The sequence below is a fragment of the Nocardia sp. NPDC055053 genome (genome assembly GCF_053608285.1).
Map to the genome: position 1 here is coordinate 83,652 of NZ_JBSGVD010000010.1, position 23,507 is coordinate 107,158.

The 23,507-nt window shown below is 68.8% G+C and carries 20 protein-coding genes; 7 read left to right on the top strand and 13 right to left on the bottom strand.

The annotated features are described in order from the left end of the window. Positions 1-23 precede the first annotated feature (23 nt). From ACWF82_RS13205 to ACWF82_RS13215, 3 genes are read right to left on the bottom strand one after another with little or no spacing between them, the layout of a single operon-like run. Positions 24-530 carry a PspA/IM30 family protein gene (locus tag ACWF82_RS13205; RefSeq protein WP_452500899.1) on the bottom strand — a complete coding sequence of 169 codons (507 nt, stop codon included), beginning with the start codon at positions 528-530 and terminating at the stop codon, positions 24-26. 9 nt (positions 531-539) lie between these two features. Further along, on the bottom strand, positions 540-1,307 hold the full coding sequence (locus tag ACWF82_RS13210) for an alpha/beta hydrolase (protein ID WP_452501139.1): 768 nt from the start codon (positions 1,305-1,307) through the stop codon (positions 540-542). Continuing rightward, positions 1,307-2,635, bottom strand: coding sequence for a TerD family protein (locus ACWF82_RS13215; protein WP_452501141.1), 1,329 nt, complete (start codon positions 2,633-2,635; stop codon positions 1,307-1,309). The genes ACWF82_RS13210 and ACWF82_RS13215 overlap by 1 nt, the downstream gene beginning before the upstream one ends. A 147-nt stretch (positions 2,636-2,782) precedes the next feature. Here ACWF82_RS13215 and ACWF82_RS13220 point away from each other — a divergent pair, with 147 nt between their 5' ends. Together ACWF82_RS13220 and ACWF82_RS13225 are read left to right on the top strand one after the other, a co-directional pair. After that, positions 2,783-3,673 carry a ribonuclease Z gene (locus tag ACWF82_RS13220; protein ID WP_452500901.1) on the top strand — a complete coding sequence of 297 codons (891 nt, stop codon included), beginning with the start codon at positions 2,783-2,785 and terminating at the stop codon, positions 3,671-3,673. 136 nt (positions 3,674-3,809) lie between these two features. Next, positions 3,810-4,679, top strand: a complete 870-nt coding sequence (locus ACWF82_RS13225) for a tyrosine-protein phosphatase (RefSeq protein WP_452500903.1) — start codon at positions 3,810-3,812, stop codon at positions 4,677-4,679. A 59-nt stretch (positions 4,680-4,738) separates the two neighbouring features. Here ACWF82_RS13225 and pheT read toward each other — a convergent pair whose 3' ends face one another. Next, positions 4,739-7,240, bottom strand: a complete 2,502-nt coding sequence (gene pheT / locus ACWF82_RS13230; RefSeq protein WP_452500905.1) for a phenylalanine--tRNA ligase subunit beta — start codon at positions 7,238-7,240, stop codon at positions 4,739-4,741. An 18-nt stretch (positions 7,241-7,258) separates the two neighbouring features. Further along, positions 7,259-8,320, bottom strand: coding sequence for a phenylalanine--tRNA ligase subunit alpha (gene pheS, locus ACWF82_RS13235; protein ID WP_452500907.1), 1,062 nt, complete (start codon positions 8,318-8,320; stop codon positions 7,259-7,261). Positions 8,321-9,563: 1,243 nt separating this feature from the next. Between pheS and ACWF82_RS13240 the strand changes: the two genes are divergently transcribed. Beyond that, a complete protein-coding gene (locus ACWF82_RS13240; RefSeq protein ID WP_452500909.1) occupies positions 9,564-10,001 on the top strand; it encodes a hypothetical protein in 438 nt (145 codons plus the stop codon). Between the two features lie 46 nt (positions 10,002-10,047). Here ACWF82_RS13240 and ACWF82_RS13245 read toward each other — a convergent pair whose 3' ends face one another. Then, positions 10,048-11,481: an MFS transporter gene (locus ACWF82_RS13245; protein ID WP_452500911.1), complete on the bottom strand. Its 1,434-nt coding sequence runs from the start codon at positions 11,479-11,481 to the stop codon at positions 10,048-10,050. A gap of 124 nt (positions 11,482-11,605) precedes the next feature. Between ACWF82_RS13245 and ACWF82_RS13250 the strand changes: the two genes are divergently transcribed. After that, on the top strand, positions 11,606-12,163 hold the full coding sequence (locus tag ACWF82_RS13250) for a TetR/AcrR family transcriptional regulator (RefSeq protein ID WP_452500913.1): 558 nt from the start codon (positions 11,606-11,608) through the stop codon (positions 12,161-12,163). 5 nt (positions 12,164-12,168) lie between these two features. Here ACWF82_RS13250 and ACWF82_RS13255 read toward each other — a convergent pair whose 3' ends face one another. The 4 genes from ACWF82_RS13255 to infC all read right to left on the bottom strand — a co-directional run bounded on the left by ACWF82_RS13255 (position 12,169) and on the right by infC (position 14,398). Then, complete coding sequence (locus ACWF82_RS13255) at positions 12,169-12,966, bottom strand: TrmH family RNA methyltransferase (protein ID WP_452500915.1); 798 nt, start codon at positions 12,964-12,966, stop codon at positions 12,169-12,171. Positions 12,967-13,001: 35 nt separating this feature from the next. Continuing rightward, positions 13,002-13,388 carry a 50S ribosomal protein L20 gene (gene rplT, locus ACWF82_RS13260; protein WP_019046423.1) on the bottom strand — a complete coding sequence of 129 codons (387 nt, stop codon included), beginning with the start codon at positions 13,386-13,388 and terminating at the stop codon, positions 13,002-13,004. Between the two features lie 99 nt (positions 13,389-13,487). Continuing rightward, complete coding sequence (gene rpmI, locus ACWF82_RS13265) at positions 13,488-13,685, bottom strand: 50S ribosomal protein L35 (protein WP_218716546.1); 198 nt, start codon at positions 13,683-13,685, stop codon at positions 13,488-13,490. Positions 13,686-13,717: 32 nt separating this feature from the next. Then, on the bottom strand, positions 13,718-14,398 hold the full coding sequence (gene infC, locus ACWF82_RS13270; RefSeq protein WP_189034132.1) for a translation initiation factor IF-3: 681 nt from the start codon (positions 14,396-14,398) through the stop codon (positions 13,718-13,720). A gap of 357 nt (positions 14,399-14,755) precedes the next feature. Here infC and ACWF82_RS13275 point away from each other — a divergent pair, with 357 nt between their 5' ends. Beyond that, positions 14,756-15,097 carry a DUF1844 domain-containing protein gene (locus tag ACWF82_RS13275; RefSeq protein ID WP_452500918.1) on the top strand — a complete coding sequence of 114 codons (342 nt, stop codon included), beginning with the start codon at positions 14,756-14,758 and terminating at the stop codon, positions 15,095-15,097. A gap of 506 nt (positions 15,098-15,603) precedes the next feature. Here the strand turns inward: ACWF82_RS13275 and uvrA are convergent. Next, a complete protein-coding gene (gene uvrA / locus ACWF82_RS13280; protein WP_452500920.1) occupies positions 15,604-18,579 on the bottom strand; it encodes an excinuclease ABC subunit UvrA in 2,976 nt (991 codons plus the stop codon). A gap of 331 nt (positions 18,580-18,910) precedes the next feature. Between uvrA and ACWF82_RS13285 the strand changes: the two genes are divergently transcribed. Continuing rightward, positions 18,911-19,543 (top strand): response regulator transcription factor, encoded by a 633-nt coding sequence (locus tag ACWF82_RS13285; protein WP_189034038.1) that lies wholly within the window; start codon positions 18,911-18,913, stop codon positions 19,541-19,543. A 3-nt stretch (positions 19,544-19,546) separates the two neighbouring features. Here the strand turns inward: ACWF82_RS13285 and ACWF82_RS13290 are convergent, their stop codons facing one another. After that, entirely contained in the window at positions 19,547-20,326 is a 780-nt protein-coding gene (locus ACWF82_RS13290; RefSeq protein ID WP_452500922.1) for a sigma 54 modulation/S30EA ribosomal C-terminal domain-containing protein, read from the bottom strand. Between the two features lie 141 nt (positions 20,327-20,467). On the opposite strand from ACWF82_RS13290, the gene ACWF82_RS13295 reads away from it, so the two are divergent. After that, complete coding sequence (locus ACWF82_RS13295) at positions 20,468-22,294, top strand: GAF domain-containing protein (protein ID WP_452500924.1); 1,827 nt, start codon at positions 20,468-20,470, stop codon at positions 22,292-22,294. A 10-nt stretch (positions 22,295-22,304) separates the two neighbouring features. Here the strand turns inward: ACWF82_RS13295 and ACWF82_RS13300 are convergent, their stop codons facing one another. Then, on the bottom strand, positions 22,305-23,450 hold the full coding sequence (locus ACWF82_RS13300) for a beta-ketoacyl synthase N-terminal-like domain-containing protein (RefSeq protein WP_452500926.1): 1,146 nt from the start codon (positions 23,448-23,450) through the stop codon (positions 22,305-22,307). Between the last annotated feature and the right edge of the window lie 57 nt (positions 23,451-23,507).

The window sequence follows — 23,507 nt, forward strand, 5'->3', positions numbered from 1 at the left end:
TGCTCGGACGGGAGGCCTTACGGCTACTTGTCGTCGGCGCCGGAATCGTTGCCCTGCATCGATTTCCGGATCTGAGCCAGACGCTCGCGCGCGGCTTTCTCCCGCGCCTCCCACTGTTCGTCGACGCTGCGACCCGCCGGGGTCTGCTGGTCGAGCTCACCCATTCCCTGCGCGGTGCCGAAGCGCTGCTCGACCTTATCGCGAACCGCGTCGAATGTCGGCACTCCAGAAGTGGAATAGCCGCCGGTCACAGTGGGTGCGGCGGTGCCGGGCAGATCATGCGGTACCGGCGGTACCGGCATAGTGGCCCCGACCTGGTCGGATGCGACGGACACCACATCGGCGTCCACCACGTTCGTGTCCAGAGTCACAGGTGATCCGGTCTCCACATGACCGGCCTCGACCTGGGCGAGTGCGGCGGCGACGGCGCCGAGCCCGGGCCGTCCGGCGACCGCGGCCCGCAGCACCGACACCAGCTCGGCGTCGGGCAGCGCGGCCAGACGGCCGAGGATCTCGCTCGTTTCGCTCATACCGCCAGGCTACGCAGGCAGGAAGGTCTCCGACCACTGCGCGATGCGCTGCGGCCAGCGCGGGCCGAGCGCGTCGATGACGTCGTTGTGGCCCGCGCCGGGCACCACGACCAGCTCCTTCGGTCCCCGCGCCGCCGCGAAGAGGCGTTCGGCATGGCGCAGCGGGAGCAGTTCGTCGCGGTCGCCGTGGAACATGAGCACCGGGACACGCAGGGCCGCGATCCGGCGCAGGTTCGGGTAGGCGTTCGGGATCAGCGGCGCGGGCAGGAAGGGGTAGACCGAGCGGGCGGCGGCGCGCATGCTGCTGAACGTCGACATCAGGATCATGCCCGCAGGCGGGTGCTGGGTGGCCAGCTCGAGCAGGACACCGCCGCCGAGCGACTTGCCGAGGTACAGCACGCGGTCCGGGTCGACGCCGGGCTGGTCGAGCAGGGCGGCGCGGACCGCCCTGGCGTCGAGGTAGGTGCCCTGCTCCCCCGGCGATCCCGTGCTGTGGCCGAAACCGCGGTAGTCGAAGGCGAGGACATCGAAACCCGCCCGGACCAGCAGCGCGATGATCGGCACGCGGTCGCCGATGGTGCCCGCGTTGCCGTGCGCGTAGAGGATGTGCCCGCGTGGGCGGTCGGCGCGCACGAACCAGCCGTGCAGGTCGACGCCGTCGGCGGTGCGCGGGTGCAGGTCGCGGTAGTCGAGGCCGTAGGCGGCGGGCGTCTGGGCGACGTGCTTGTCCGGGTGGTAGACCAGTGCGTTCAGCGCCCTGGTCGCGGGGTGTCGCATCACTTGCCGCGGCCCGCCTGGAAGCCGAAGTCCCAGTTGTACAACCGGGCGATCTCCATGACACCGCCGCCCGGCTGACCGGCGGGCGGCCGGACGAAGGTGCCCTCGCGCCGGACCACCAGCTCGCCGCCGACGTTCTCCAGCACGGCGAGCACGGCGTCACGGGAGTTGTCGGTGCAGCCGTCGAGGGTCATCTCGATCGGCGGCGAGTTCACCGGGTTCAGCGTGACGGTGGCGTGCACACCGCGGAAATCGCTCGCGCCGTCGTAGATCGACGCGAAGACCAGGATGCGGCGGAAGAACTGGGTGTAGTCCAGGTTGATCGAGAGGTTCTCGCCGGTGATGCTGGCGCCGGTGCGATCGTCCTGATCGAGGTGGATGAACGGCGGCTCGTACAGTGCGCCGAACCGGCGGTCGAGGGCGCGGACCGAACCGATCGCGCCGTTGACCAGTTCGAAGAAGCAGCACAGATCGAGGTCGATGTTCTTGCCCCGCAGCTTGCCGAACAGCCGTCCGGTCGCGGCCATCGACGTCCAGTTCAGGTTCACCCGCATGACGCCGCCGGTCGCGCCGTGCTTGGTGAGCGAGACCGACGGTGATTCCTTGGTCAGCGAGATCTTGGACAGGTTCACCGGAGGCGGGCCCTGGTGGGGCGGGGAGAACGGCTGGGGCGAAGGCGTGTACGGCTGCGTCGGGGGTGCGAAAGGCTGGGGCGGGCTCGGCGGAGCGGCCGGGACGTACGGCTGGGGTGCGGGGACGTACGGCGGCGCGGTCGGCGGGGTGAACTGCGCCGGTGCGGGCGGGGTGGCGGGCGCGTCGTCGACCGAGATGCCGAAATCTGTTGCCAATCCGGCCAATCCGGAGTCGTACCCCTGGCCGACCGCGCGGAACTTCCACGCACCCTGGCGGCGGTACAGCTCACCGAGGACGAACGCGGTCTCGGTGGTGGCGCCGGCGCTGTCGAAGCGGGCTACCTCGGCGCCGGTGGCGGCGTCGATCACCCGGATGTAGAGGCCGTGGAACTGACCGAAGGTGCCGCCGTCCGCGGAGGCGGCGAGCACGATCGTCTCGATCTGCGACTCCACCTGGGCCAGGTTCACCGACAGGGTGTCGATGACGGTGTGGCCCTGCTGTTTTCCTTCGTGGCGAACCGCGCCCGAGGAGTGTACCGCCTGGTTGTAGAAGACGAAGTCGTCGTCGGAGCGCACCTTCGCACCGGCGAGGAGCAGGGCGGAGACGTCGGCATCAGGCACCCCCGCACCCGACTGCCAACCCACTTCGACGCGGACCGCGGAGGCAGGCACCGCAACATTGGCGCCTTTCATCATCGACACACGTGCCAACCTATCCCGCCCCGCGCGGTACCCGAGCCGTCGCCCCTCCTCGGCCGAGCCGACCACCTGGTCCGGATGCCGGTCGAACCGCGAGCCGGAAATCGACCTGACACCACCGCCACGACCCGCGAGGATGGGCTCATGTCGACCCGGGAACTCATCGTGCTGGGCACAGCCGGGGCTGTGCCAACCCGCCGCCGCAATCACAACGGCTATCTGTTGCGCTGGGACGGCCAGGGCATCCTGTTCGACCCGGGCGAGGGTACCCAGCGGCAGATGGCGCACGCGGGCGCTTCCGCGACCGAACTGCAGTGGGTCTGCATCACCCATTTCCACGGGGATCACGCCCTCGGCGTCCCCGGCATCGTGCAGCGGCTCGGTCGCGACGGAGTACCGCATGCTGTCCACGCCGTGTTCCCCGCCGACGGCGCCGAGTATTGGGAGCGCCTGAAGTTCGCGACCAGCTACTACGGTTCGCCCACGCTTGTCGAGCACCCCGTCAGCGGCCCGGGTGCGACGTTGCCGGGTGACGGCTTCACGCTCACCGCGTTGCCCTTGGACCACAGCATCCCCACCTACGGCTACCGGATCGCCGAGCCGGACGGGCGGACATTTTTGCCCGAACGGCTACGCGCGCACGGCATCTCGGGTTCGGCCGTCCGCGAACTGTCCGGCGCGCTCCTGGAGGAGTGCACGGTGCCAAGGCCCGGTCAGAAGGTCGCCTTCGTCATGGATACCCGCCTGTGCGACAACGTCTTCGCCCTGGCCGAGGGCGTGGACATGCTCATCATCGAGTCCACCTTTCTCGACTCCGAGACCGATCAGGCCGCCGAGCGGGGCCACCTGACGGCGCGGCAGGCGGGCGAGGTGGCGCGGGCCTGCGGGGTGCGAACCCTGGTCCTGACTCACTTCTCCGAACGCTATGCCGAAGCCGACGACCCACTGTTCCTGGAGCAGGCGGGCTTCCCCGGCGCCGTGCTCGCCCATGACCTGGACCGCGTCCCACTCCCGTCCCGCCGCGTGGCTCACTGAAACGACCGATCCCGGTGACCGAGTAGCGAGTCCTGCTGGGCGGTGCCGCATTCGAGAATCGGAGGCTCGGCCGTAGGGCGGAAATATCGTCTCGCGGATGAGTAATTCATCTGTTTCGCGGAAGCGGAAATCATTGTTGTCGTTGGTATCCGTGCCGCTGCTGGCTGTCGGGTTGGTGGCCGCGGGGTTGGCTGGTACCGCCGGTGCAGCCCCTGCCGGGGGACCCACCAAGATCGAACTGCAGGGTGCTGCCAATGTTCGGGACCTGGGTGGGTACATCACCTACGACGGAGCCAAGGTCAGGTCGGGCAAGCTTGTTCGGGCCGACGCGCTCGCCAAGCTGACCGATGCCGATCTGCAGAAATTGGCGGCGTTGAAGCTCCAGACTGTGATCGACCTCAGGACGCAGGCCGAGGTGCAGGCGATGGGGGCGGACAAGGTGCCCGCGGGAGTTCCGGTGGTGGCACGTCCGATCGACGACGGCGGCATGTTCACGAAGATGTTCCAGGCGATTTCGTCGAAAGATCCGGTGCAGCAACAGGCAATGCTGGGAGACGGCAAAGCCGAGCAGATCATGCAGGACGTGTATCTCAACTTCTTCACCCCCGATGCGCTGGGGAAGTTCGGCCAGTCGGTCCGGGATCTGGCGAATACCGCGAACGCCACGCTGTATCACTGCACGGCCGGCAAGGATCGGACGGGATGGCTGTCCTATGTGACCCTGCGGGCCGTCGGTGTGCCGGAGCCGGTGGCTCGGCAGGACTACCTGCTGTCGAATCAGTATCGGGCGGCGGCGGATGCCGCACTGCGAGCCCAGCTGAAGCAGGCGGGCATCATGCAGAACCCGGACCTGCTGATTCCCCTGCAGGAAGTACGGGTCGCGTACCTCGACGTGGCGCTCGAGCAGATCGAGGAGAAGTACGGGGACTTCGGCGAGTACCTCACCGACGGACTCGGACTCGACGGCTGGACCCTGATGAAACTGCGGAAGAACCTGGTTTCCTGACCTGAGGCGGAACGGCGAAGGCCGCCCGGTGGGATGCCGGGCGGCCTTCGGGATGCGGATCAGCCGCGCAGTTCGGCGCCTACCGCGGTCGCTGCCGAGGCGACGGCGGCATCGCGCGCGGCACTGGCCTCGTCCTCGGTGAGGGTGCGATCGGTGGCACGGAAACGCAGGGCGTAGGTGAGGGACTTGCGGCCCTCACCGGCCTGCGCGCCCTCGTAGACGTCGAACAGGGCGATGTCCTCGAGCAGGTCGCCACCACCGGTACGCAGCGCCGATTCGACACTCGCGGCGGGAACAGCCTTCTCGACACTGATCGACACATCCTGCAGGACGGCGGGGAACGCCGACACCGTGGGCGCGGGACGGGCCTCGGTCAGCGGCAGCGCGTCCAGGTCCAGTTCCAGCGCACAGGTGCGCGGCGGCAGACCGGCACGCTCCAGCACGGCCGGGTGCAGCTCGCCCGCGTGACCGACCACGACACCGTCGACGACCAGTTCGGCGCAGCGGCCGGGATGCCACGGCAGGTAGGCGGCGGACCGGCGTTCGATGGCGACGCCCGCCGCGTCGGCGACGGCGTCGACCAGCGCGAACGTGTCGGCGGCCTCGGCCGGGCGACCCGCGCCCCACGGACCACGCGGGTCCCGCTTGCCGCTGAGCACCGCGGCCACGTGCACCGGCTGCGCGGGCAGCGACGCGTCCAGCTCGGCGATCTGCTCGTCGGTGGGACGACGATCCACCGGCAGCGCCGCGACCGCGTGGGTCTCGGCACCGGGCTGCACGACCTGGGCGATGCCGTAGATCGTGAGGTCGCGGGCGCCGCGCGAGATATTGCGGGTGGCCACCTCCAGCAGACCGGGCAGCAGCGTGGTCGCCAGCTCGGGACGCTCGGTGTCGAGCGGGTTCAGCACGCGGGTGGTGTTGCGGCGCGCGTCGTCGACGTCGAGACCCCAGACATCGAACACCCCGGCGGGCAGGAACACCGGCGCCGGCACCTCGACGCCACCGGCGAAGGCCAGCGCCCGGCTCACGGCGCGGCGCCGCTTCTGGGTGGCGGTCAGGCCGCGACCGGCGGGCGCGGACGGCAGGACCGACGGGATCTGCTCGAGACCCTCCAGCCGCAGCACCTCTTCGACCAGGTCGGCGGGCTGGGACAGGTCGGGGCGCCAGCTCGGCGGGGTCACCAGCAGCTGGGTCTTGCCCGCGTCGTTGACCTCGATCTCGACCCCGGCGCCGATCTGGGCGAGCCTGCGCACGGCGGTGCCCGCCGGGTAGGTGACGCCGGCGACGCGGTCGGGCAGGTCGATATCCATCGCGATCGGCGCGACCGGCTCCAGCGGAACACGGATGTCGGTGAGCGTGGATTCGATGGTGCCGCCGGTGATCTCGGCCAGCAGGGTGGCCGCCCGGTCGAGCGCGGCGATATTGATCTCCGGGTCGACGACGCGCTCGTAGCGCTTGCCCGCCTCCGAGACCAGCTTGTGCCTGCGCGCGGTCCGGTACACCCGCAGCGGGTTCCAGGTCGCGGCCTCGAGCACCACGTCGGTGGTCCCGGCGCCGACCTCGGTGCTGCCGCCGCCCATCACACCGGCCAGCGAGATGACGCCGGAGTCGTCGGCGATCACCACGTCCTCGGCGTCGAGGGTGCGCTCGACATCGTCGAGGGTGCGCAGGGTCTCGCCCGTGTTGGCCGAGCGAACGACCAAGCCGCCGTGCAGTTTCGCGGCGTCGAAGGCATGCAGCGGCTGACCCAGTTCGAGCATCACGTAGTTGGTGACGTCGACGGCGGGCGAGATCGGGCGCATCCCCGACAGCATCAGCCTGCGCTGCAGCCACAGCGGGCTCACCGCGTCCGGGTTCATCCCGGTGACCCGGCGCACGCCGAAACGGGTGCACTCCGAATCGGCCTCGAGCCGCACCGGCCACGCCTCCGCGTCGCCGTCGGCCAGCGTCCGCACGGCCGGGTCGGCGTACTCGAGATCGAAGCCGCAGGCCAGTTCACGAGCCAGGCCGCGGACCGAGAAGCAGTAGCCGCGGTCGGGGGTGATGTTGAGTTCGATGATCGTGTCGTCGGTGCCGAGCAGCACATTCGCGTCGTCACCGGGCTGCGCCGAGCCGGGCTCGAGCACGAGGATGCCGTCGTGATCCTTGCCGATGCCGAGTTCGGCGACCGAGCAGATCATGCCGTTGGAGGTGTGCCCGTAGGTCTTGCGCGAGGAGATCTTGAACCCACCGGGCAGCTCGCCACCGGGCAGCACGACGACGACGAGGTCGCCGACCGCGAAATTGCGGGCGCCGCAGACGATTTCCTGCAGCTCGGGGTTGCCGACATCGACCTTGCAGAAGCGGATCGGCTTCTTGAACTCGGTGAGCTCGGTGATCTCGGCGACGCGGCCGACGACCAGCGGCTTGTCGATGTCACCACCGATCGGCTCGAGCTCGTCGACCTCCTCGACCTCCAGGCCGACGCGGACGAAACCGGCATCGAGCTCGGCCGAGGACACCGACCATTCCGGGGTGGTGCGCTGCAGGATCTCGGTCAGCCAGGACTGCGCTACTCGCACGTGACTTTTCGCTCTCTCTCAGGACCGGATACCGAAGGGCAGGGTGAACCGCACGTCACCCTCGACGATGTCGCGCATGTCGGGGATGCCGTTGCGGAACTGCAGCGTGCGCTCCATGCCCATGCCGAACGCGAACCCGGAGTACACCTCGGGATCGATGCCGCTGGCGATCAGCACCTTCGGGTTGACCATGCCGCAGCCGCCCCACTCGACCCAGCCCGCGCCGCCCTTCTTGTCCGGGAACCACACGTCGACCTCGGCCGAGGGCTCGGTGAAGGGGAAGTAGTTGGGGCGCATACGGGTTCGGGTGTCGGGGCCGAACAGGGCGCGCGCGAACGCGTCCAGGGTGCCGCGCAGGTGTGCCATGGTCAGGCCCTTGTCGATCGCCAGACCCTCCACCTGGGAGAACACCGGGGTGTGGGTGGCGTCGAGTTCGTCGGTGCGGAAGGTGCGGCCCGGGCACACGACGTAGATCGGCAGCTCGCGTTCCAGCATGGACCGCACCTGCACCGGGGAGGTGTGCGTGCGCAGCACCTGGCGCGAACCCTCCGGGGCGATGTGGAAGGTGTCCTGCATGGTGCGCGCCGGGTGATCGGGCAGGAAGTTCAGCGCGTCGAAGTTGAAGTGCTCGGTCTCGACCTCGGGACCCTCGGCGACCTCCCAGCCCATGCCGACGAACACGTCGGCGATCTGCTCGGAGATGACGGTGATGGGGTGGCGGGCGCCGGCGGGCTGACGGCGGGCGGGGAGGGTGACGTCGATCTTCTCCGCCACCAGCACGGCCTGATCGCGCTCTTCCAGCAGCGCGGCGCGGCGCGCCTCGAACGCGTCGGACACGCGCTTGCGGGCGACGTTGACCCGCTTGCCCGCGTCGGCCTTCTCCTCCTTGGGCAGCGCGCCCAGCCCGCGCTGGGCGAGCGCGATCGGCGACTTGCCGCCGATGTAGTCGGTCTTGGCGACCGCCAGCGCATCCAGATCAGCCGCAGCGGCGAACGCCTTCTCGGCCTCCGCTGCCGCTGCCGCGAGTGCCTCCTCGGTCAGCAAGGCGTTCTGCTCGACTCCACTGTTGTCGTCGGCCACGATCGTTCGACTCTCCCCTGGGGATCGGTTCACGGGTGCGTCATTGCCTACCCGTATCGGTGCTGCATAAATCCTATGGGATCGGGTTCGCGCGATTCATCCGGATTACCGGCGGGCGTTTCGCGACCGTGCTAAGGCGCCACGGAAGGTCGCGGTGCGGACCGACAAGTCCAGGTCAGGCCGGTCTTCGCAGGGTTCGCATCACGATCGGCGGCCAACCGGAACCCGAGGGAACCGAATCGGCCCGTCTTCCGTCCAACCGTTCAAACACACCAGCGTGTTCGACTCGAGAACAGGACCACTCGATGCCTGAACAGACGTGCGATTCGACACCACAGGGCCGGCGATCTCGGCTCACCACCCCGGGCAGTGGCCTGGCCCTGTGCGGGCTAGGGATCCGCACCTCGCGACCCCGCCCGTTTCCCTGGGCAGCCGGATTGTGCACTGAGGGGCAGGCACCGAACCAACAGGCCCAACCACCCAACCCCGACTCGGACCCGCAGGAGGATGACTCCGCTTGAGTCAGGACAGCGGCGATTCGACAGCCGTGGCGACCCCGACGATGTTCGCGTGCGTCGGACCCTCGTCGCCGGTCCTACCCGCACTGCGGGAGGCACCCGGTATCCACGGCCGTGGACAGCGGCGCAGGAAGCATGACCGGGTCGCCGAACACGCCCTCGACCGGGTCCGGGTGAACACCCGAGCCGGGATCGCGATACAGCGCCCACCGGCCGAACCGAGGGTCGATGACCAGCAGGGCCGCGCCGTACCAGCCGTTCTTGCCCGTGATCTGGTGCGCTTTCTCCGCTCCTCGGCGACCTCACGAAGGTTGCCGGGCCGGGGATGCATCGCGGGAAGTGTCACGCGGTCGCTCCATTCGTGCGCACTGCTGTGCTCGACGGTAGCGCGGCACCGCGCACGAGGACGGCACGTCGATACTCCACATCGCGCTGACCGGCCGTGGGAAATTCGAGGGAACCGAATGGGGTCGCGCCACGTCCAACTGTTCAAACACACCTGCGTGTTCGACTCGGGAACAGGATGATTCGATGGCTGAACAGACTTGGGATTCGATACCGCCGCACGGCGGGCGCAACCGGCGGACGGCTCCGGGGAGCGGTTTGGCACTGTGTGGACTCGGCATCCGGACCATCGGGCGCCGCCCGTTTCCGCGCGTGGCCGGGTTGTGCGAACGGCCGGAGACTGCTCCCGAGCCTGGACCCGGCCGATCGGAGGGCCTTGTATGAGACGACTGACGGATCGCCGGTCGGAGCCCTCGGTGCGGCGGCTGTATGTGCGGTTCCAGGCCGCCCAGCCCAACCGGCACGGGCGGTTTCCCGGCGTGTTCGCCCTGGTCAACGGTCTGTCGTCGGAGGGTCGGCTGACCGTGGAGCAGGAGCGGTTCCGGCGTAGCGGCAACGACTGGTTCGGCGATCATCTGGTGAATCCGTACGAGGTGGATCGGCGGGTGTACGACCGCGACCGGCATCCGGGCGCGGTGGCGTGGTTCAAGTCGACGGCGCTGCCGATGATCGACCGAGTCAGTGGATATCTCGACATCCTCGATACCCACGGGATCGCCTGGGAGCGGCTGGATTCCGATACGCCGGGGGTCATTCTGTACGAGGATCCGCAGCAGATCGTCGCCCTGCCCGAGGTGATCGCCGCGGTGGGCTCGTAGGAGAGCGATGGCCCGCGCGCCGAGGTGGGCACGCGGACCATCCGGATCAGACGGACTGCCGGGTGTGGCGCGGCAGGAAGGCCGCCACCACCGCCGCGACGGCGACCAGTGCCGCACCCACCCAGACCGCGGGGACGAGGCCGTCGACGTAGGCCTGGGGGTCGGTGTAGGAGCCGTGCGAGGCGAAGACCGAGGCGAGCACGGCGATGCCCATGGCCACGCCCACTTCGCGGACGGTGCTGTTGATACCCGAGGCCATGCCCTGGTCGGCCGGAGAGGCGCTGGCCATGACGATGGTGGAGGACGGGGCGAAGGTCAGGCCCATGCCGATGCCACCGAGGACGAAGGGGGCGACGAAGGAGACATAGGCGACGTCGGTGGAGGTGATCAGCGCCATCCAGGCCAGCGAGACCGCGAGGAAGACCTGTCCGGTGGCGATGAGGACGCGCGGACCGACGCGGTCGACGACCAGCCCGGCCAGCGGCGCGACGACCATCGGGACCATGGTCCACGGCATGGTGCGGATGCCGGATTCCAGCGGCGAATAGCCCTGCACGACCTGGAAGAACTGGGCGAGCAGGAAGATCGCGCCGAAGACACCGGCGGAGAAACCGAAGGAGACGATGTAGCTCAGGCTCAGCCCGCGCGAGGCGAACATGCGCAGCGGGAGCATCGGGTCGGTGACGGAGCGTTCCCAGGCGACGAACGCCACGAGCAGCGCCCCGCCACCGATCAGCGCGGTGAGCACGCGCGGTGCGGTCCAGCCGTCGTCGGCACCGTGGATGACACCCCACACCAGCGCGAGCACGCCACCGGCCGAAAGCACCAGCCCGAGCAGATCCAATCGCCGTGCGGTGCCGCGTGATTCGGCGAGAACGCGCGCGGCGAACGGCAGCGCCAGCAGGCCGATCGGGACATTGAGCCAGAAGATCCACTGCCAGTTCAGCCCGTCGACGACCGCGCCGCCGACCACCGGACCGACCGCGACACCCAAGCCGGCCAGGCCACCCCAGATGCCGATCGCGGCGCTGCGCATCCGCGCGGGGACCGCCGCGGCGAGCAGGGTCAGCGACAGCGGCATCACCGCGGCGCCGCCTGCACCCTGGATCGCGCGGGCCAGGATCAGCATCCACGGTTCGGTCGCGAGCGCGCAGGCCGCCGACGCGGCGACGAAGACGGCGATGCCGGCGAGGAACACCCGGCGGCGGCCGATCCGGTCACCCAGGGCCGAGGCGGTCAGCAGCAGCGAGGCGAACGACAGCGTGTAGGCGTTGATGAACCACTGCAGATCCGAAAGAGACGCTCCCAGTTCGGTTTTGATCACCGGTAGCGCGTTCGTCACGACGAGGTTGTCCAGCGTCACCATGAACATCGGGACGCCGACGGCGGCGATCACCGCGCCGAGCGGTGCGGTCTTCGTGCCGCCGGGCGGCTGCGTGTCGGCGAGAACGGCATCGCCGGGTTCGAGTGTCTGCGTCATGTCCAACCCTTGTTGTTATTCACTGATAACTAATATCGACCATGGTTATGCATCGACTGATAACATGTCAAGAGGCGACGGAACCTCGAGGAGGAACACACCAATGGGCGGCACGAGAACCCGGATGACCGCATCCGAGCGCAGCGCGCAGGTGCTCGAGGCCGCGGTGCGCGCCTTCGCCGAATCAGGCTACGCCGCAACGAAAACCGATGAGATCGCCCGGTTGGCCGGTGTTTCGCAGCCGTATGTGATCCGATTGTTCGGCACCAAACAGCACCTGTTCCTCGCCGCCCTGCACGAGGTGTGCGGGCGGATCGAGGCGGTGTTCCGCGGGGCCGAGATCCCCCCGGACGCCGATACCGCCGAAGCGCTGCGCATCCTGGGCCACGGCTTCGACGTCTTCCTGGCCGAACGCGAACTCCCGCTCATGCTCCTGCACGGCGCCGCCGCCAGCGCCGATCCCGCGATCGGCGATCCCATGCGCGAGCGATTCGGCCGGATCTATCGACTGATCGGCGAACTCACCGGCGCCGACACCCTCGAATCACGCCGTTTCGTGGCCACCGGCATGCTGCTGACGATCATGACGGCCATGCAGGTCGCCGGGAGCGAGGCGATCCCGCTGCCCTGGGCCACCGAAATCCTCGGCGATCTGCGGAGCTCCGCCGCGCCGGGGTGCTGACCGCGCTACTTCGCGTGCTGGACGCGGGCGCTGGCGTAGAGGCAGATCGCCGCTGCCGCAGCCAGATTCAGGCTTTCGGCGCGACCGTGGATGGGAATGCGGATGCGATGGTCGGCGCGGGCGGCGACGGCGGCATCGAGACCGTGCGCCTCGTTGCCGAAGAGCCAGGCGACCGGGCCCGCGAGGATCTCGTCGGCGTCGTCGAGATCGACTTCGCCGTTCGCCGCGGTGGCCAGGATCGTGACACCCGCCGCGGAGATCGCGTCGAGGGTGGCGGTGATATCGCGGCTGCGCGCGATCGGCACATGGAAGACGCTGCCGGCGCTTGCCCGGACACATTTGCCGTTGTGCGGGTCGACGGTCTCCCCCGCGAGAATCACGCCGTCGGCGCCGACCGCGTCGGCGACCCGGATCAGGGTGCCCGCGTTACCGGGCTCGGCGATCTCGACGGGGACGGCGAGCATGCGCGGACCGCGGTCGAGGACCTGACCGAGCGGCACATCGAGCAGCTCGCACACCGCGACCAGACCCGGCGCGGTGACGGTCTCGCCCAGATGCTCGGCGGCGCGGTCGCTGACCAGCGTGGTGCGCACACCGTCGGCGGCGGCACCGGCGATCAGCGCGGTCTCGCGTTCGGCCGCGGCGAGCGAATAGAACAGCTCACGGACGCGACCGGTCTCCAGCGCGGCGGTCACGGCGTTGGCGCCCTCGGCGAGGAACTGGCCGGACTTGCGGCGCTGCGCGGCGCGCTGGAGCTTGACAGCGGAAACGACCCGCGGATTGCGCTCGGAGAGCGCGTCCACGGGTCGTTCCGACAGATCGCTGTGTGTCGTCAAGCTCAGGCAGCGGTGGCCGGGGCGTTGACGTCGGCGGGCAGCGCGGCCTTGGCGACAGCGACGAGGCCGGCGAAGGCCTCGGCGTCGGAGACGGCGAGCTCGGCGAGGATCTTGCGGTCAACCTCGACACCGGCGGCCTTGAGGCCCTGGATGAAGCGGTTGTAGGTGATGTCGTTCAGACGCGCGGCGGCGTTGATACGAGCGATCCACAGCTTGCGGAAGTCACCCTTGCGCGCCTTGCGGTCGCGGTAGGCGTAGGTCAGCGAGTGGAGCTGCTGTTCCTTGGCCTTGCGATACAGGCGCGAGCGCTGGCCCCGGTAGCCCTTGGAGGCCTCGAGGATGGAACGGCGCTTCTTCTGAGCGTTGACGGCCCTTTTGACGCGTGCCACTTTTCAGTCCTTGATCATCTGGGGGGCGCGGCGGCGCCCGAATTCGGTAGTTGTCGGCGTCCGGTTACCCGGCCGCGGAATCGTCAGGTTGCGACGGTCTCAGGCGAGACCGAGCAGCCGCTTCACGCGGGGGGCGTCGACGGCAGCGACGGACTCCGTGCCTTCCAGACGACGAGTCCGGCGGGTGGCCTTGTGCTCCAGGAGGTGGCGACGGTTCGCCTGCTCGCGAAGCAGCTTGCCACTGCCGGTCACCTTGAATCGCTTCTTGGCGCCGCTGTGGGTCTTGTTCTTCGGCATGGATTCCTCTATCTGTGTCGGTGAAATCGGTGTTACTGCGGGTCGGCCGGCGCAGCCTGCTCGGCGGGTGCCGGGGTTTCGACCAGCGCAGCCGGGTCGGCGCTCGCGGGACCGGTCGGCAGCGGACGTGCCGCCGGCGCCGATTCCTGCTGTGCCTTCACCCGCGTCTTCGCGCCCTTGTGGGGTGCGAGGACCATGGTCATGTTGCGGCCGTCCTGCTTGGCCGAGGTCTCGACGAAACCGAGTTCGGCGACGTCGGAGGCCAGGCGCTGGAGCAACCGGAAACCGAGCTCGGGCCGCGACTGCTCACGACCACGGAACATGATCGTGACCTTGACCTTGGACCCGGCTTCGAGGAAGCGCACCACATTGCGCTTCTTGGTCTCGTAGTCGTGGTCGTCGATCTTCGGGCGGAGCTTCTGCTCCTTGATCACGGTCTGGACCTGGTTCTTCCGGGACTCGCGCGCCTTCTGCGCCGTCTCGTACTTGAACTTGCCGTAGTCCATGATCTTGCAGACCGGCGGACGGGCATCGGGTGCCACCTCGACGAGGTCGAGGTCGGCTTCGAGCGCGACGCGAAGTGCATCTTCAACACGCACGATCCCAACCTGTTCGCCGCCGGGTCCGATGAGACGGACCTCGGGAACACGGATGCGATCGTTGATGCGGGTCTCAGTGCTGATGGGGCCTCCTAGGTCAAGCGGTGTCGTCATAACGACCGCGCGCAATAACTGCAACCCCTGTTTCAACACGAAAGCCCCGTTGCGGTATTTCTCCGCGACGGGGCCCGATGTCGACCGATCGCCCACAGCCGATGCCCTCACGAGCTCGGTGTCGACCCCTGCGTGCCAGGCACACAGGAAACCCGCCACAGGGGCGGGTGACCGGGACCGTTAGTCCAGTACGATTGCTCGCCGGTAACGGTGGGAGTCGGGCTCCACTTATCTGCCCCCGGCTTGCATGACACAACCAGGGGCGGTCGTCAGCGGAAAGTCTAGCATCGCATTCGGCTATCGCCGAATCGGCCTGGCACGGAGGGGCCCGAACGGCCTCGATATAGCCTTGTCGCCATGACTGACGAGCTCGATCCCCCCGTGCGCGACCTGGCCGACATCCCCGCCGTCGAGGTGATCAGCCGCGCCGCCGTGATGCTGATGAGTTCGGCCGCGGAGAAGCTGGGGCTGGCCTCGGAGGACCCGAACTCCGGGGCGCACGTCGACCTCGACGAGGCGCGCCGGGTGATCACCGCGCTGGCCGGCCTGGTCACCGCGTCGGTGGAGTACCTCGGCCCGCACGCGGGCCCGATCCGCGACGGCTTGCAGGCGCTGCAGCGCGCGTTCCGCGAGGCCTCCTCGGTGCCCGACGCCCCCGGCATGGGCCCCGGCGAGAAGTACACCGGCCCGGTGCACTGAGCGGACCCCGCAACCGGAGAAACGAAAAGATCCGCCGACGCGCACGTCGGCGGATCTTCGCGTCTACGGGCCGAGCCGGCCGCTACATCCTCAGACCGCGGGGGTCGGCGGGGTGCCCGGCGTGACCGACACGGCCGAGCCGGAGGAGATCATGTTGGCGATGGCGGCGAACAGCGCTGCGCTTCCGGTATCCATTACTCGGGTGCTCCTTTCGATTCCGCCGGGTCAGACAGTCGGCTTGGTGGGCTCGTAGGCCACCGAGGACCCGCCACTGAGGAAAGACAGAATCTGGCCGATGAGCGCCGTGGTGGCTTCATCCATGGGGACGTTCCTTTCAAACTGCACGACATCCGCGATCGCGCCGCCCACGGGCGCGAGACACCACGGGATGCCGGTTCGACTAACCGCTACTGTCCGGTACTCCGGCAACGGTGAGGCGAATGCTACCCACCCGTGTTTCACTTTGTCGCGTTTTCGGGAAGTCCCGTCAGGGAGGCTATCCGGCCTCAGCGCAGCGCGGCCGCCTTTCGCGCCAGCCGCTTGGCCGCGGCCGTCTCGGCAGGTGCCTTCTTCGCGGCGGGTGCCGCTTTCTTGGCTGCCTTCTTCGCCGCGGGCCGGACCGGGGCCGGAGCGGCGAGCACCTCTTTGAGGAACTGGCCCGTGTAGCTGGCCGACACCTGGGCCACGTCCTCCGGCGTGCCCGTCGCGACCACGGTGCCGCCGCCGGAACCGCCCTCGGGGCCCATGTCGACGACCCAGTCCGAGGTCTTGATGACATCGAGGTTGTGCTCGATGACGATCACCGTGTTGCCCTTGTCGACCAGCCCGTTGATCACCTTGAGCAGCTTGCGGATGTCCTCGAAGTGCAGGCCCGTGGTCGGCTCGTCGAGGATGTAGACGGTCCGCCCGGTGGACCGTTTCTGCAGCTCGGCGGCCAGCTTGACGCGCTGGGCCTCACCACCGGACAGGGTCGGCGCGCTCTGGCCGAGGCGCACGTAGCCGAGGCCGACCTCGACGAGGGTCTTGAGATAGCGGTGGATCGAGGTGACCGGTTCGAAGAACACGGCGGCCTCGTCGATCGGCATGTCCAGCACCTCGGCGATGGTCTTGCCCTTGTAGTGCACCTCGAGGGTTTCGCGGTTGTAGCGGGCGCCGTGGCACACCTCGCACGGCACGTAGACATCCGGCAGGAAGTTCATCTCGATCTTGAGCGTGCCGTCGCCCGAGCACGCCTCGCAGCGACCGCCCTTGACGTTGAACGAGAACCGGCCCGGCTGGTAGCCGCGGACCTTGGCCTCGGTGGTCGAGGCGAACAGGGTGCGGATCTTGTCGAAGACACCGGTGTAGGTGGCCGGGTTCGAGCGCGGGGTGCGCCCGATCGGCGACTGGTCGACCTGGACCAGCTTGTCCAGGTGATCGAGGCCGTTGATCCTGGTGTGCCTGCCCGGCACCTGGCGGGCGCCGTTGAGCTTGTTCGCCAGCACCGTCGCCAGGATGTCGTTGACCAGGGTCGACTTACCCGAGCCGGAGACGCCGGTGACCGAGGTGAGCACACCGAGCGGGAAGGACACGTCGATCCCGGCCAGATTGTGTTCGGTGGCGCCGACGACGGTGAGCTTGCGTTTCTTGTCGACCGGACGGCGCACCATCGGCACCTCGATCTGCTCCCGGCCGGAAAGGTAAGCGCCGGTGAGTGATTCGGGTTCGGTGAGCAGCTCGGTGTAGGGGCCGCTGTGCACGACCCGGCCACCGTGCTCGCCGGCCAGCGGGCCGATGTCGACCACCCAGTCCGAGGCGCGGATGGTGTCCTCGTCGTGCTCGACGACGATCAGGGTGTTGCCCAGCTTCTTCAGGCGCAGCAGTGTCTCGATGAGCCTGCGGTTGTCGCGCTGGTGCAGGCCGATCGACGGCTCGTCGAGCACATAGAGGACACCGACCAGACCGGACCCGATCTGGGTGGCGAGCCGGATGCGCTGCGCCTCGCCGCCGGACAGCGTCGCCGCCGCCCGCGAGAGCGTCAGGTACTCCAGGCCGACATCGAGCAGGAAGCCAAGGCGCGCCTGGATCTCCTTGAGTACCTGACCGGCGATCGCGGCCTCGCGCTCCCCCAGTGTCAGCGAGTTCAGGAAGTGGGCGCAGTCGCCGATGGACAGATCGCTGACATCGGCGATCGACTTGTCGGTGCCGTCGGCGGCCAGGGTGACGGCCAGGATCTCCGGGCGCAGCCGGGCGCCGTGGCAGACCGGGCACGGCACATCCCGCATGTAGCCGTCGTAGTGCTCCTTCATCTGCTCGGACTCGGTGTTGTCCATGCGCCGGTGCAGGAACGGCATCACGCCTTCGAAATCGGCGTAGTAGGAGCGCTTGCGGCCGTAGCGGTTGACGTAGGACACGTGCACCTGGTCGGAGCTGCCCTCGAGTACCGCCTTGCGCGCCTTCGCGGGCAGGTCCTGCCACGGGGTGTCCATGGAGAAGCCGATCGACTCGGCCAGACCGGACAGCAGCCGGTTGAAGTACTCGGCGGTCTGCCCGCGCGACCACGGTGCGATCGCGCCGTCGGCCAGGCTCAGCTCGGGATCGGGCACCACCAGTTCCGGGTCGACCTCCTTGCGGATGCCGAGGCCGGTGCAGTCGGGGCAGGCGCCGTAGGGCGAGTTGAAGGAGAACGAGCGCGGCTCGAGATCCTCGATGTCGAGCGGGTGGCCGTTCGGGCAGGCCAAGCGCTCGGAGAAGCGGCGCTCGCGGTCGTGGGCGTGCTCGTCGCGGTCGACGAAGTCCAGCACGACGATGCCGTCGGCCAGCCGCAGCGCCGTCTCGATGGAATCGGTGAGCCGCTGCTTGGACGCGGACTTCACCGCGAGCCGGTCGACCACGACCTCGACGTCGTGCTTCTCCTGCTTCTTCAGCTTCGGCGGATCGGTGAGCGGGTACACCACGCCGTCGACCCGCACACGCGAGTAGCCCTGGGTCTTGAGCTGGTCGAACAGGTCGACGAACTCGCCCTTGCGGGTGCGCACGACCGGCGCGAGGACCTGGAACTTGAGCCCCTCCTCCATCGCCAGCACCTGGTCGACGATCTGCTGTGGTGTCTGCTTGGCGATCAGCTCGTTGCAGACCGGGCAGTGCGGTGTGCCCGCGCGGGCGTAGAGCAGGCGCAGGTAGTCGTAGACCTCGGTGATGGTGCCGACCGTCGACCGCGGGTTGCGGTTGGTCGACTTCTGGTCGATCGACACCGCGGGCGAGAGGCCCTCGATGAAGTCGACATCGGGCTTGTCCATCTGCCCGAGGAACTGGCGCGCGTAGGCCGACAGCGACTCGACGTAGCGGCGCTGCCCCTCGGCGAAGATCGTGTCGAACGCCAGGCTCGACTTACCCGAACCGGACAGACCGGTGAACACGATCAGGCTGTCACGAGGCAGATCGAGATCCACACCTTTGAGATTGTGTTCCCGAGCTCCGCGCACAGTGAGGCGTTCCGCCACCTGGTGAATCCCTTCTCCATCGTCATCCGCCGACCGGACATGAACCCCCGCTCGCCATGCTAGGCCGCCCCACCGACAGGAATGTTGGAGCGCTGGCGCGCTCGAGGTCGCGGCCCCTCCTGTCCCGCCGATCAGGCACCGTTGCTTGCTCCTTCGTCGCCTACGCAACGGCACCTGACCGACGGGACGGCCGCGACGGCCGACTGCGTCGGCCTGCCCCTCCTCGAGGTCGGGGCGTGGTGGTCGAGTTCCCGGTCTGCACCCACGATTTCGGCATACGGATTATGTTTGTCGGCAGGGGTGGGGCGATCGACATGATGAAGGAGCCGGAGTGCTCGAGGTGTTCCTGGTCGACGACCACGAGATCGTGCGGCGCGGGCTGATCGATCTGCTCGAAGGTGATCCAGAACTCACGGTGATCGGTCAGGCGGGTGGTGTCGCCGAGGCGATGGTGCGCATTCGCGAGGCCCGTCCCGACGTCGCGGTCCTGGATGTGCGCCTGCCCGACGGCAACGGCATCGAACTGTGCCGCAATCTGCTGGCCGAGTTCGACGACCTGCACTGCCTGATCCTCACCTCGTTCTCCGACGAGCACGCCATGCTCGACGCCATCCTGGCCGGTGCCAGCGGCTATGTGGTGAAGAACATCGACGGGATGAAGCTGGCCGACGCGATCAAGCAGGTCGGCGCCGGTCACTCCCTGCTCGACACCCGCGCGGCCGACGCGTTGCGCGCCCGGCTGCGCCGCAGCACCGAACCCTCCGGCGCGCTGGCCGGCCTGACCGAGCAGGAACGCCGATTACTCGAGCTGCTCGGCGAGGGACTCACCAACCGGCAGATCGCCGCGCGGATGTTCCTGGCCGAGAAGACGGTGAAGAACTACGTCTCCCGCCTGCTGGCCAAGCTCGGCGTGGAACGCCGCACCCAGGCCGCCGTCCTGGCGACCAAGCTGCGCGAGCCGTAAAGCTCAGGAGGGGACGACGATGGTGAGGTCGCCGTCGTAGCGGCGGTAGAGCAGGTTGCCGCGGCCGGTGTGGCTGTCGGTGAAGAACAGATACGGCAGGCCGCCGGTGCACAGCACGTCGGAGGCCTCGTCCTCGGCGTAGACCGGCGCGGCGTCCTGGACGACGCTGACCGGCATCGCGCTGGCGGTGAGCGGCAGCTCGGCCGAGTCCCCCGCCGCGGCGGTGTGCCGCTGCCTGGCCAGGCTGACACCGTGCGGATCGGCCCAGGTGACGATCGCGTCCTCGCCGGTCTGGGCGTCGGTGAACAGGTAGGCGTCGTAGTCCATCGCGTCGAGCACCGTGCTGGCTTCCAGCGGGGTGCCGGTCATCAGCGCACAGTCCTTGCGCCGGATGATCGGCCTGGTCTCGGTGATCTGGGCGAGCGGGCGCCGCGCCGGGTCCGGCCACGCGCCGCGCGCTTCCTTGCCCGCGCGCCGGGCCAGCTGACGATCGAGGCGCTCGGCGGCGAAGGTGACGGCGAAGCCGCCAGGTCCGGTGACCTGCACGCGGGTGAGCGTGTCGTTGGTCCGGATATTGGCCTGCACCAGGGTCGGCTCGTCGGAGCCCTGCGGCGCGGTGACGCGCACGCGGGCCGGACTGTCGAGATGGTGCCTGCGCATCACGCGGGTGATGGCGCGGACAGCGCGGGTGACGTCTTGCGGTGGTACCTCGCCGCGGGTGGTCACCGCGAGCTCCGGGTCCGCGGCGGTCGTCCAGTGCTGGGTCGTCGACAACGAATTCATCACTTGCCCCACTTCTCGATCCCTTTTCCCGGTGCCCTATGCCACCATTCCCCACCTTGTGGGTGAAGGGCCGAAAGTCCCCACATTGCGGACTAGACTTTGCGTTCGACGGTTGGGGTGATGCGGCGACGGGATACGGCGATGGCGAATGACGGTCGGAATGGCCGCAATTCGGTGGGCCGGACCGTGTCGCAACAGCGATTACGCGCGCTGCTCGGCGAGGTGGCCGACCGGGTCGAGGTGATGATCGGCTCGCGCGACCGGATGGACGGCCTGGTCGAGGCCATGCTGACGGTCACCGCGGGCCTCGACCTGGACGAGACGCTGCGCACGATCGTGCGCACGGCGATGAACCTGGTCGACGCCCGCTACGGCGCGCTCGCGGTACGCGGCCACGATCGGCAGGTCTCGCAGTTCATCGACGAGGGCATGCCCGACCAGATCAGGAACCGGATCGAGCGATTACCCGCGGGCCACGGCGTGCTCGGCGCGGTGTTCGCGGAGAAAGCCCCGCTGCGGCTGGACGATCTCACCGAGCACGCGTCGTCGGTGGGTTTCCCGGCCGGACATCCGCCGATGCACACATTTCTCGGTGTGCCCGTACGCATTCGGGACGAGGTCTTCGGCAGCCTGTATCTGACCGAGAAATTCGACGGTCAGCCGTTCACGGAGGAGGACGAGGTCCTCGTCCTGGCATTGGCGGCCGCGGCGGGGATCGCGGTCGACAACGCCCGCCTCTACGAACAGGCGCGCACCCGGCAGGCGTGGATCGAGGCGACGCGCGATATCGCGACGGAATTCCTGGCAGGCACCGAATCGGACCGGGTGCTCGCGCATGTGGTCGATCACGCCCGCGGCCTGACCGGATCGCATCAGGCGTTCCTGGCCTCGGTGCCGGTGCCGGACGAATTGCCCGGCGAGATCTCGGAATTGGTGATCACGCAGTGGACCGGCCCGGATGCGGGGCAGGACTGGCAGACGGTCCCGATCGCGGGCACCGCCCTGGGTGACGCGTTCAGCAGGCGCACGCCGCTGCGCTTCGACGACATGTCGACGGCGACGCTCGGCGTGGAGTTCGCCGACGCCGAATCACCCGGTGCCGGACCGGCTCTCGTGTTGCCGCTGTGCACCCCCGACGCGACGCTCGGTGTGCTGGTGACGATCCGGCCGCCCGGCTTCGCCCCGTATTCCGACGAGATGATGGAGCTGACGGCGGCGTTCTGCGATCAGGCCGCGCTCGCGGTCCGGCTGGCCGATGCCCAGCGGCGGATGCGCGAACTCGATATCGTCGCCGATCGCGACCGCATCGCCCGCGATCTGCACGACCACGTGATCCAGCGTTTGTTCGCGATCGGCCTGACGGTGCAGGCGACCATGCCCAAGGCAGTGGTTCCCGAAGTGCGGCAACGCCTTTCGACGGTCATCATGGATCTGCAGGAAGTGGTGCAGGAGATCAGGACCTCCATCTTCGACCTGCACGCCAGCGGCCCCGACCACAGCGCGGGCCTGCAGCAGCGACTCGAGCTGGCGATCCGGCGCCAGACCGCCGACATCGCGTTGCGGGCCACGATCCAGGTGTCGGGCCCGCTGTCGGTGCTCGATCCGCAGCTGGCCGACCATGCCGAGGCCGTGGTCCGCGAGGCGGTGAGCAACGCGGTGCGCCATTCCGGGGCCGACACGGTCGCGATCGTCATCGACGTGGCCGACGACCTGACGATCACCGTCAGCGACAACGGCTGGGGCATCCCCAATCACGTGATCCGCAGCGGGCTGCGCAATCTCGAGCAGCGCGCCCAGGAGGCGGGCGGGCACTTCGACATCGGGCCCGCGCAGCGCCCCGACGCCGACGGCAATCACCCGGAGATGCCGGGAACCCAGCTGCGCTGGGCGGTGCCGCTGCCCCAGGACTCGCCGACCACGGACGGATACGCGCTGGCCGGTGGGCCGGACGCGGGCGAGGGCGACTGAGCCCGGCGGGTCAGCCGGGCCCGACGACGACGGCGGCGTTGTTGCCGCCCATGCCCATCGACAGTTTCACCGTGAGACCGCCGGTCATCGGGGCTGGTCCGTCGAGCAGCCGCGGGTGCGCGGGCGCCATGACCGGCGCCGACACGGCAATGCCGCGCTCGTAGGACAGCGCGATCACCGCGACCTCGACGGCAGCGGAGGCGCCCTGGCAGTGCCCGGTGAGCGGCTTGAGCGCGGTGATCACGGGGCGATCGCCGAAAACGGCGGTCAGTACGGCACGTTCGGCGGCGTCGCATTGCCTGGTGCCGGTGGCATGGGCGTTGACGTAATGCACGTCGGCGGCGTCGATCCCGGCCACGGTCAGCGCGCGCTGGGCGCAGGCGATGAGCTGGGTATGGGTTGGCTCGACCGAGACGACGTGGAAGGCATCGTTGGTCATCGCGCCGCCGAGGATGCGGGCATAAGGCGTGTCGACGGCGTCGGAGAGCAGGAAGGCCACCGAGGCCTCCGCGATGGTGAAGCCGAGGGTGTCGTCCTGGAACGGCCTGCACGCGGTGAACGGGTCGGCGTCGGCGACCGCGGCGCCCAACCGGACGAAGTGCTCGAGCATGTCGGGCGTCGCCGAGATGTCGGTGGCGACGCACAGCACGTCGTCGACCAGGCCCGTGTCGCGCCACATCTTCGCGGTGAGCATCCCGGCGGTACCCGAACTGCACGCGGCGGACACGTTCATCGCGGGACCGTGGAAACCGAACTCCTGCATGACCACCGAGATGGGGGTCGACGGCAGCAACCGCAGGTAGTCACGGGAACGACGGTGGCCGTGATCGACCAGATAGAAGTCGCGCCAGTCGGCGACATCGCCCAGGGTGAACGCGTGCACCAGGCCGACCGTCCGGCCTTCCCCGCACCAGCCGCGGGCCTCGGCATCGGCCACCGCCTCGGCGGCCGCCGCGTATACGGCGCGCCCGAACAGACCCGAACCGTGAGCAGGATCACCACCGTCGGGCACCCTGCCCACCCAGGCGTGCTGATCGCGTTCGGGGCCGTAACCGGGGTACAGGCGGGCGGCCGGTTTTCCGCCCATTACCCCCTGCCACAACTGTTCGCGGCCCCAGCCGTAGCCGGAGACAACACCTATGCCTGCGATCGACATAGAATCGAGACGGTGGACCATGCCGCCGGGAAGCACGTCCGTTTTCACATCGCTCCT

Coding starts and splice junctions, on each gene's coding strand:
- ACWF82_RS13205 (WP_452500899.1), bottom strand. CDS start 530: ATGAGCGAAACGAGCGAGATCCTCGGCCGTCTGGCCGCGCTGCCCGAC.
- ACWF82_RS13210 (WP_452501139.1), bottom strand. CDS start 1,307: ATGCGACACCCCGCGACCAGGGCGCTGAACGCACTGGTCTACCACCCG.
- ACWF82_RS13215 (WP_452501141.1), bottom strand. CDS start 2,635: ATGATGAAAGGCGCCAATGTTGCGGTGCCTGCCTCCGCGGTCCGCGTC.
- ACWF82_RS13220 (WP_452500901.1), top strand. CDS start 2,783: ATGTCGACCCGGGAACTCATCGTGCTGGGCACAGCCGGGGCTGTGCCA.
- ACWF82_RS13240 (WP_452500909.1), top strand. CDS start 9,564: ATGAGACGACTGACGGATCGCCGGTCGGAGCCCTCGGTGCGGCGGCTG.
- ACWF82_RS13245 (WP_452500911.1), bottom strand. CDS start 11,481: ATGACGCAGACACTCGAACCCGGCGATGCCGTTCTCGCCGACACGCAG.
- ACWF82_RS13250 (WP_452500913.1), top strand. CDS start 11,606: ATGACCGCATCCGAGCGCAGCGCGCAGGTGCTCGAGGCCGCGGTGCGC.
- rpmI (WP_218716546.1), bottom strand. CDS start 13,685: ATGCCGAAGAACAAGACCCACAGCGGCGCCAAGAAGCGATTCAAGGTG.
- infC (WP_189034132.1), bottom strand. CDS start 14,398: ATGACGACACCGCTTGACCTAGGAGGCCCCATCAGCACTGAGACCCGC.
- ACWF82_RS13275 (WP_452500918.1), top strand. CDS start 14,756: ATGACTGACGAGCTCGATCCCCCCGTGCGCGACCTGGCCGACATCCCC.
- ACWF82_RS13290 (WP_452500922.1), bottom strand. CDS start 20,326: ATGAATTCGTTGTCGACGACCCAGCACTGGACGACCGCCGCGGACCCG.
- ACWF82_RS13295 (WP_452500924.1), top strand. CDS start 20,468: ATGGCGAATGACGGTCGGAATGGCCGCAATTCGGTGGGCCGGACCGTG.
- ACWF82_RS13300 (WP_452500926.1), bottom strand. CDS start 23,450: ATGTCGATCGCAGGCATAGGTGTTGTCTCCGGCTACGGCTGGGGCCGC.